The sequence below is a fragment of the Sinorhizobium terangae genome (assembly GCF_009601505.1).
GTDB lineage: Bacteria > Pseudomonadota > Alphaproteobacteria > Rhizobiales > Rhizobiaceae > Sinorhizobium > Sinorhizobium terangae.
Map to the genome: position 1 here is coordinate 1 of NZ_WITC01000123.1, position 8,584 is coordinate 8,584.

The window sequence follows — 8,584 nt, forward strand, 5'->3', positions numbered from 1 at the left end:
CTGGCGAGTTGAAGGCGTCGACTGCTCCCAGGTGCGGCAGACGGCCGAGACGCCTACGATGGCCGGGATCATCATTCGGGACGCCATGGGCGAGAACCGCATCATTACTGATCCTGGCGCTAACGCCCGGCTCACCACGACGGATGTGGAAATTTTCGCGGCCACTTGGAAGAGCCCCGCCATCCTGCTCACGCAGCTTGAGATTCCCGTCGAGACGGCGGCCCGCGCGATTGCCATCGGCAAAGCCCGGGGGTTGATGACCATCCTCAATCCGGCGCCTGCCCGCGCCCTGCCAAAGGAGGTTCTTGCCAATGTTGACATCCTTACCCCGAACCAGTCCGAGGCGCGCATCCTGCTGGGCCTCGAAGCGGACGATCGACAGGCGGATGCCGAAATAGCGTCAAGACTTCGCGATCTCGGCGTTGGACATGTCGTGATGACGCGGGGGGCGGATGGTGCCCTGATTGCCGGGCCTGACGGAATGACCCAAATCGCAAGCTACCCGGTCGATGTCGTCGACACGACGGGGGCCGGAGATGCATTTAACGGGGCTCTCGCTGCAGGTCTGGCCAGCGGGTTGTCTCTCACTGAAGCTGTTCGGCGCGGCACAGCTGCGGGCGCCATCGCAGTCACGAAAAAGCTCGTGGTGCCGGCCTTGCCCGATGGAAGACAGATCGAAGAGTTGATGAAGATCGGGACCGCGCGCCAATGAAAATAAAGGTTGCTTTCCTTCCCTCTAGCCCCCTAGCCGTCGCCGGCGACGTATGTGTCGTCGTAGATGTGATCCGCGCCACGACGGCTATTGTTACATTGTTCGACGCCGGCACCGAACGCGTTTTTGTCGGAGGATTTGGCTCGGACGTCATCAATGCGCGCGCCGCTGTGGGCCAGAATGGAGTTATTTGCGCCGAGCAGGACGATGGATCACCGCCCCTCGGCTTTGATTACGAACCATCGCCATCCTTGCTGGCCGGACTTGATCTTTCGGGTCGCTTTTCGATGCTGGCAACCGCCAATGGCACGCCAGCAATTCTCGCAGCCGTTCGCGAAGACGCAGCCTTGGTACTGCTCGGTTCATTGCGAAACCTGGATGGGGTGGCCCGGCGCGCACTAGCGGAAGCATCATCGCGCAATGCAGACATTACAATTATCTGCTCCGGCCAACTGCGTAACTCTCGTATTGCGATTGAAGACAGTTATTGCGCCGGAATGATAGTTTCAAAGATCTGCGAGCTTGCCGGTCATGACACTGTCGAACTTGAGGATTCTGCGTCGCTGGCTCACGGTTTCACAAATTCACAAGATAACGCCATTGCCGTTTTGATGAGTTCAATGACTGGGGGACGCTTTATCAACAATGATCGACAGCATGACGTCGAGTTTTGTGCACTGCTCAACGAATCGGCTGTCGTTCCCGTTGTGACCACGCACGCCGAAGTTTGTGATCATCCGGTATATCTGCTCAATGCCCAGTAGCGCTGTTGCCATCAAATTAGTCCGCAGCCGCCCTCGCGTTCTTGCCACAGCAGACCTCAGTCCAGACGGTATTGCCTCGCTCCGCGAAATGAGCGATCTCAAGCTGCTCGGTTGGGCGGCCGGCGAATGGTTCTGCGATCGCGCCAAGCTAATAGACGCCGTGTCTGATGCAGAGATTGTGATAGCGGGATACGAGCGCTTCGATGAGGAACTACTGGCGGCTGCACCTCATCTCCGCGCCATCCTATCAGTGCGCTCGGCTCCGCAAGCGAACATCGATATGGCGGCCGCCACGGCGCGAGGGATCGCCGTTCTTCATACAATCGGGAGGACGGATCATGGCGTCGCAGAGTTCACGGTGGCGCTCGCGCTCGCGCTCACTCGTCATCTGATCCCTGCCAGTGGATGGATAAGGTCAAGGTCTCCTGACTTCGACGCCGGGGAAGATTTTTATCGCGGCACGGTATGGGGCCGCGGCGCGGAATCTCCCCAACTCGCATTCACGGGCATCGAGTTGCATGGTCGCACACTTGGTATCATCGGCTTTGGGGCAATCGGTCGTGTCGTCGCCGAAAAGTTCGCCGGCTTTGGTATGAGGATTATCGTCCATGATCCTTATGTCGACAGCGCGGAGCTGGAAACCCTCGGGATCGAACCGGTCTCACTCGGCGCTTTGCTGGCGAGCTCGACAATCGTGACCTTACACGCTCGGCTCAGTACGCAAACACGCGGTATGATCGGCGCAGATCAACTCGCTCGAATGGGACGCGGTGCATATCTCATCAACACCGGTCGAGCAGGCCTAATAGATACTGACGCGCTACTCAGAGCGCTCGATCGCGGAGAAATCGCTGGCGCCGCGCTGGACGTGTTTGATACGGAGCCGCCTTCGGCGACGGACCCCCTTGTTTCTCATCAGCGCGTCCTTGCGACGCCTCATCTCGCCGCGTGGACTGAAGAGATGCGCCTACGACATTCCCGCAGCATTGTGCAAAATCTGCAGCGGCTCTTGGATGGCAATCCCGAGAACCTGTCGAACCCCGAAGTTCTCACTATGGCTGGGAGGGCCTTGCCTTGAAAATCGTTGATGTTGCGTCCCGTCTTTATCACATCCCGCCGACTGTCTCGTGGGAGGATGCTACCCACCGGGTAGCAAGCCTGGAACATATTATTACAAGCGTGACCACAGATGCTGGTATTGTCGGGACAGGTTTCGCCTATACGACAGGCATCGGCGGCAGCGCCATTCTTGCTCTTATTGATGACTATTGCGGCAAGATGCTTGTCGGACAAGATCCAAGACATGTGGAACGACTTTGGTCGTTCCTTTACGGCCAGTTACATCGCAGCGGTACTGGCGGCATCAACACACTTGCATTGGGCGCAATCGATATCGCGCTTTGGGATATTGCTGCAAAGTCGTACAATGTTCCACTCCACCGTCTGCTCGGCGCGCGGCGCGAAAGCATCCCGACCTATGGCAGCGGCATCGACCTCTTTCTTGATTGCGACGCGCTTCTCGGTCAGGTTGATGGCTTCCTCAGTCAGGGACACGATGCCGTTAAGATAAAGATCGGCCGGAATGACGCGGAAGAAGATCTTGAACGTGTCGCAGCGGTGAAGAAACTAATTGGTCCCACCCGGCGACTGTTCGTCGATGCCAATCAGCGTTGGAATGTCGCTGACTGCATGAGCCGGCTGCAGAAACTAGCTCCCTTCGATCTTGGTTGGATTGAGGAGCCTCTCCATGCCGAGGATGTCCGTGGGCACGCCGACCTTCGCCGCCTCGTGTCGCAGCCTATTGCGATCGGCGAAAGCCTGTATACCCGACACCAATTTGCTGACTATCTACACGCTAACGCTGTTGACTTCGTCCAAGCGGACGTGTGCCGCGTTGGAGGAATTAGTGAGTGGCTAAAGATCGCCAATTTGTCAGCATCCTTCCACCGGACTATGGCGCCTCATTACATGTCCGAGGTCTCGGTCTCAGTTATGTGTGCGATCGACAACGCATGCATCCTTGAATGCGTGCACGGTGGGAGCTTCTCAGAAATGGGCGTACTTCAAACGGAACTTCGCCTTGAGAATGGCGTGGCCCTTCCATTTGAAACACCCGGTCACGGCGTTGAATTCGACGACGAGAAACTGAAGCCCTTCGCGGTAGATCCGGCCCAACTCCGGACACGAAACATGCAGAGCGCAAAGTAGATGCGTCTTCACCAAGCAAACACGGCGTTTGATTGTAACAACCTCTTGGGAGAGGGATGCAACTGGAATGCGCTGGATAACACCCTTTGGTGGACTGACATCGAAGCTAAGAGCGTGTTCCGCTGGGACGACCACCGGAAAGTTGCTGCCGTGCGGCAACTGCCAGATCGTGCAGCGTTCGTTTTTCCGCGCCTGCGAGGCGGCTTCGTCCTCGGCTTTCCTAAGTTGGTAGTCATCTCGGATCCAACCTTCACCAACTTCACGCGAGTGGCCGAAATTGAGCCGCATCTTTCGCAAACCCGTGTCAACGATGCCGTTATCGACCCGTACGGCGGGGTCGTCGTGGGCACATACAACCAGGAAAGCCGCGATCCAGTGGGTGGCGTGTATCGCATTGCGCCCAGCGGGGAGGTCGTTACCCTTTTCAGTGGAGTGGCGGCCGCCAACGGACTGGAATTTTCGCCTGATGGCGAGATCATGTACTTCACCGACACAGCGGAGGGCACCATTCGGCGTTTTGCCGTGGCTCTTCATCTTTCGGGGATTACCGAGATAGAGCCACTTGCAGGCCCGAACATCGTCCCAGGATCGCCTGATGGCGCAACCGTTGATAATGAAGGAGGCTATTGGAGCGCCAGGCTACGGGGCGGCTGTGTGGTTCGTATTGACGGAGACGGTCACGTCACAGATCGCGTTGATATGCCTGCGATGGCGCCGACCTGCCTGGCACTTGGCGGCCAAGACCTGAAAACGTTGTTCATAACCTCGCGGCGAGTCAGGCAGTCATCTGACGAACTTCTTCGTTTTCCCGAGTCCGGAAACCTCTTCCGCGTTGAAGTCGATCACGCGGGCCGACCGCCCTTCGGTTGCAGAATTTAGTGGGCTGGCCGCAGTCGAGCGGCGAGTGTTCTTGCGGCCCCCAAACCCAAGCACACGCATCGTATCCAAGCGGACCTTCACGGGTGTGGACATTGTCGATCGAGCGCAGTGACAGCACGAAGAACCAGCACGAGAACACCATAGCCGCCGAGGACGGTGGCGACGGTCAAGGCGTTCTTCAACTTGCCGAGGTTCTGGATTTCATCGGGCAACACCAGCACGCGACGCTCGCCGCGTTTCATCATGTTGCGCGACATACAGTCCATGAACTGGACAATCAGCACGTTGAAGATCGGGCCGATCGAGGCGACTTGCCGAAACCGGAAATCCAGGTAGCGACTCATATACTGCTGCCGCATCGCTCGGATGTCGAAGGTCGAACGTGCCATCCCCCTGAGGATCCGATTGTTCTTGAACGGGCGGACGGCAACGGCAAGCGAACCCGTAGACGCCGTCAAACTGACTCGCCATCACCGCGATGCTCTTCATCGAGGCCCAGGCTTCGTTAGACGTGCCATCTAGCAGCGCCGCAATTCGGCATCGGCGAGGGCTCGCCGTTAGCGGTGCCAAACCCCACTCATCGAGACAGCCAAGAGTGGGGAAGGCTTCTTAGTTTGAAGTGGCGCGGCGTACGGCGGCTATTGAATAGCCCCGAGTAGCGTCGTCATGGCGACAGTCATGGCGCTGGCATAGCTATCGAGATCTTTCACCTCAAACAGGAAGCGATTTGATTCCGAGCCGGCGTCCTTCCAGGTCGTCACCCCATTCGGATCGCACTTGATGTGGACGGGACGGAAGCCAAAAACCGCGTCATCTACATTGGACACCGCTATAATCTTGCCCGCCTTGTCCACCGCTTGCGACACCATGTGGAAAAAGCCAGCGGTGCACCACATGTTGCGATATTCCTGCAGGGTGCGGACGGCCGATGTATCGTGCCGCGGGGTGAGCAGGGGCTGTAGGTAGCGCGCATCCGTTCTGCCCTCGAGGGAATAGGTAAAGTAGCTTTGCAGGACGGATGACAACTTCGGCAGAACATCGCCCTGTTTGAAACGATAGTAAGTTCCGAACTGTTGGACCCTATAATCGAGCCATTCTTTAAATACCGTCTCGTGGCATGGCATCCAGTAAATCGGGCACGGGATATCGAACGTGGCGGCATAAGCGGCTGCGTTGAGCACGACATTATACTCTGTACCTCCCTGCTTCGCTATTTCGGGATGGCCCGCGCCCGCATTGAGGTAGATGCCGGCACATTTGTTGCGGAAAACATCAGGATCAAGCTTGGCCGCAATGGCGAGATCGCGGCAGGAACCGACGATGCTGATGTAGGCCGGCCCTTCGCTTTCGCGCAGATAGTTGAGAAGGAACTCCGCGCCGGCGCGGTCGCGCCTGGAAAGGGTAGCGAGCGAAGCGCGGTCATGCGTGTAGGGAACAGAGGAGCCAACCGCCATGTGGGTCGGCAATCCCGTGAGGTAGCTTAGCTGCGCAATGCCGGTGACGTCCGGACTGCGGGCCGGAGAATCACCGGGCGGGAAGTCAACCAGTACGCCGCCAAGTTCGAGTTGGCCCGATGCGGCAAGAGCATAAACGCAGGCAAGGTCCCAGTGGTCGTCCGGATCCTCATAGGGGCGAAATAGGTCGGTCTGGTGCAACAGTCTAATGGTCATGTGAATCCTCCAGATTATCCTTTCATGCGCGACATCGCCAGGCGAAGAAGCAGACGCACGCTAGAGTATTTCTGGCAAGAATGCAATAACCGAATATTGCCAACTGGTAATGGGGCGTTAGAAATCGCTCGGCTCAAGGAGGTCGCATGGTTAAGCTAGGCCAGTTCAAATCCAGATCGCGTTGGGGCACAGCGATCGTTCGAGAAGCGCGCGTCAGGTTTTGTCACGGCGCGGACATGCTCTCTCCAGGTGAAATGGACGTGAAGCCTCTAATAACGTGCTCGCTCTAATTCGAGGCAGCTTCGAAAATTCAAGTCTCTGCATCTCCACAATGGCGAAGTGGAGATGCAAATCGCTTCGCCGCAATAGAGGAGATGGCAGTTGGCTCAGCTCACGATTAGGAACATCGTCAAGCGCTATGGAAGCGCCCACGTCATTCATGGCGTGAATGTCGAATTGCAGATGGCGAGTTCGTCATCCTGGCCGGTCCGTCCGGGTGTGGCAAATCCACCCTGTTACGCATGATTGCTGGTCTCGAATCAATATCGAGCGGTGAGATCCGTATTGGCGGCCGGGTGGTAAACGATCTTCTGCCAAAAGAGCGCGACGTAGCGATGGCGTTCCAGAACTATGCGCTTTATCCCCACAAGACCGTCGCCGACAACATGGGCTTCTCGCTCAAGATTAGGGGCAAGCCAAAAGCTGAGATCGACGCTAGGGTGAAAAAAGCGCCGAAATTCTCGACTTGGGCACGCTACTGGACCAGTATCCAAAACAGCTCTCGGGAGGACAGCGTCAACGTGTGGCTATGGGGCGGGCCATTGTGCGAGACCCTCAGGTGTTCCTTTTCGATGAGCCACTCTCGAATCTCGACGCCAAACTTCGTGTTGCGATGCGCGTTGAAATCAAGGAACTGCATCAGCGCCTAGGCACAACGATCGTCTATGTTGCCCATGATCCAGATCGAGGCTGGCGCGCTGCCTTCGGACGAGGAGCCGGCCGCTGGCCAGAAGTGCAGATGGAGATAGAAGAAATAGAGGACCTGCGGCAGCGGGTTGGTTGCCAGGCAGTCTTGGAGACAGGCTTTGCGCGCGATCGAAAGGAGAGAAAGCGCCGCGCGATAAAGTTTCGCCGCGGCGCCGAGATCATCAATTAAAACGAGTTCTAGGAGAAATTGTGGCCTCCCTTCGACCTCAAATCTGGAGGAAGTTCGAGGACGCTCGTCCAGCGGCGGCCGGTAAATGGCCAGCAAGCCGGATCAGCTCGCACCGTTCGATCGAGCTTTCATCTTCCCGAAAAAGTCTTTCAAAATGGGATCGCGATGAACCCGATAGACGTAGCGCATTGGATGCCGCTTCTTGTCGACGCTCCACGTCACCTGATCTGTGAGCACCGGCGTAGAAGTGATTACGCTTTCGCACCAGTCGGGATTGAGCAACCAGGCTACCGGCGCCATATCCCAGATTTCCTTCGACCAACCGACGTGATCGTCCGAGTGTTCCTTGTATCGCTGCGCGAGGAATTTTCCGATTTCTCCGTGTGGTTCGACATGCCGCTCGATCTCCGGAACCGAACTCAGGAGATGCGAGACAACTCCGAGGCATGGCAGAAGTACCACCGGAACCCCGCTGTCAAACAACACCTGCGCCCCGCCGACGTCCTGGCAAAGATTAAATTCCCTGGTGTCCGGCCATTCAAGCGCATCCCCGCCAAGCCAAACAACAACAATCCTATCGATGATGTCGGGCGCCTTCAGGATGGCTGATGCCACGTTGCTGATCGCCGCGATTGCCACGACGTAGAGCGGATCGGCCGTGGAACTTGCGCGAGCGCGGCCAATCAGATCTTCGACTGCGGGAGCGTCTCTCCCCACCTTTTCGGGTCCGACGTAGCTTCTCACTCCCTGGAACACAAGCCCTTCCGGCTCGACGTCCATCCGCGTGAGCAGACGCAGGATCTCGTCATAGCTCAGTTCCATGCCATGACCCGGGTTTTCCGAGCGGGCATTATGAAACGGAGCGGCATAGATCGCCTGAAGGTCGAGTCGATCGGCCGATAACAGCATTTGTACGACCGCGAACTGGTCATCGATCTCGTTGTATGTATCGGTGTCCAGAACGCATCTTACGCGGCCTTTTGGCGGTTCGAGCATTCTGATCCGGTCGGCATATCCAATTTGAGTCATTAAAGTTTCCCCCTTAACCGAGATGCTGGCAGCGGGCCGACGGCTTTCCCGTCGCCGACCGTGAACGAGCAGATATCGTCAGCCTTTGCGCTGAGTTTGACCTTTTCATCCAGATTGAGGATCACCATCCCCTAGCCGTCCGCAACGACATGTGTCTGGGAACCCG

General features: G+C 57.3%; 8 protein-coding genes and 1 pseudogene. 6 read left to right on the forward strand and 3 right to left on the reverse strand.

The features are described 5' to 3' along the window. The 5 genes from GHK62_RS29140 to GHK62_RS29160 form a co-directional block, all read left to right on the forward strand. Positions 1 to 712 (forward strand): ribokinase (locus GHK62_RS29140; RefSeq protein ID WP_153442428.1); only part of this gene is annotated, 712 nt, incomplete at its 5' end. Next, positions 709 to 1,476 carry a 2-phosphosulfolactate phosphatase gene (locus tag GHK62_RS29145; RefSeq protein WP_153442429.1) on the forward strand — a complete coding sequence of 256 codons (768 nt, stop codon included), beginning with the start codon at positions 709 to 711 and terminating at the stop codon, positions 1,474 to 1,476. The genes GHK62_RS29140 and GHK62_RS29145, both read left to right, overlap by 4 nt. Then, positions 1,466 to 2,554: an NAD(P)-dependent oxidoreductase gene (locus GHK62_RS29150; RefSeq protein ID WP_153442430.1), complete on the forward strand. Its 1,089-nt coding sequence runs from the start codon at positions 1,466 to 1,468 to the stop codon at positions 2,552 to 2,554. Before GHK62_RS29145 ends, GHK62_RS29150 begins: the two co-directional genes overlap by 11 nt. After that, positions 2,551 to 3,684 (forward strand): mandelate racemase/muconate lactonizing enzyme family protein, encoded by a 1,134-nt coding sequence (locus GHK62_RS29155; RefSeq protein ID WP_153442431.1) that lies wholly within the window; start codon positions 2,551 to 2,553, stop codon positions 3,682 to 3,684. Before GHK62_RS29150 ends, GHK62_RS29155 begins: the two co-directional genes overlap by 4 nt. Further along, a complete protein-coding gene (locus tag GHK62_RS29160) occupies positions 3,685 to 4,563 on the forward strand; it encodes an SMP-30/gluconolactonase/LRE family protein (protein WP_153442432.1) in 879 nt (292 codons plus the stop codon). A gap of 77 nt (positions 4,564 to 4,640) precedes the next feature. Here the strand turns inward: GHK62_RS29160 and GHK62_RS29165 are convergent, their stop codons facing one another. Together GHK62_RS29165 and GHK62_RS29170 are read right to left on the reverse strand one after the other, a co-directional pair. Beyond that, positions 4,641 to 5,021: a type IV secretory system conjugative DNA transfer family protein gene (locus GHK62_RS29165; protein WP_153442433.1), complete on the reverse strand. Its 381-nt coding sequence runs from the start codon at positions 5,019 to 5,021 to the stop codon at positions 4,641 to 4,643. Between the two features lie 180 nt (positions 5,022 to 5,201). Next, positions 5,202 to 6,233 carry a hypothetical protein gene (locus GHK62_RS29170; protein ID WP_153442434.1) on the reverse strand — a complete coding sequence of 344 codons (1,032 nt, stop codon included), beginning with the start codon at positions 6,231 to 6,233 and terminating at the stop codon, positions 5,202 to 5,204. A gap of 381 nt (positions 6,234 to 6,614) precedes the next feature. Between GHK62_RS29170 and GHK62_RS29175 the strand changes: the two are divergent. Then, a pseudogene (locus tag GHK62_RS29175) lies at positions 6,615 to 7,191 on the forward strand (ABC transporter ATP-binding protein); the annotation flags it as partial. 300 nt (positions 7,192 to 7,491) lie between these two features. Here the strand turns inward: GHK62_RS29175 and GHK62_RS29180 are convergent. Continuing rightward, positions 7,492 to 8,418, reverse strand: a complete 927-nt coding sequence (locus tag GHK62_RS29180) for a nucleoside hydrolase (RefSeq protein ID WP_153442435.1) — start codon at positions 8,416 to 8,418, stop codon at positions 7,492 to 7,494. Between the last annotated feature and the right edge of the window lie 166 nt (positions 8,419 to 8,584).

Bases quoted from the DNA above. Each gene is read 5' to 3' on its own strand.
- GHK62_RS29150 (WP_153442430.1), top strand. From the start codon at position 1,466: ATGCCCAGTAGCGCTGTTGCCATCAAATTAGTCCGCAGCCGCCCTCGC.
- GHK62_RS29160 (WP_153442432.1), top strand. From the start codon at position 3,685: ATGCGTCTTCACCAAGCAAACACGGCGTTTGATTGTAACAACCTCTTG.
- GHK62_RS29180 (WP_153442435.1), bottom strand. From the start codon at position 8,418: ATGACTCAAATTGGATATGCCGACCGGATCAGAATGCTCGAACCGCCA.
- GHK62_RS29145 (WP_153442429.1), top strand. From the start codon at position 709: ATGAAAATAAAGGTTGCTTTCCTTCCCTCTAGCCCCCTAGCCGTCGCC.
- GHK62_RS29170 (WP_153442434.1), bottom strand. From the start codon at position 6,233: ATGACCATTAGACTGTTGCACCAGACCGACCTATTTCGCCCCTATGAG.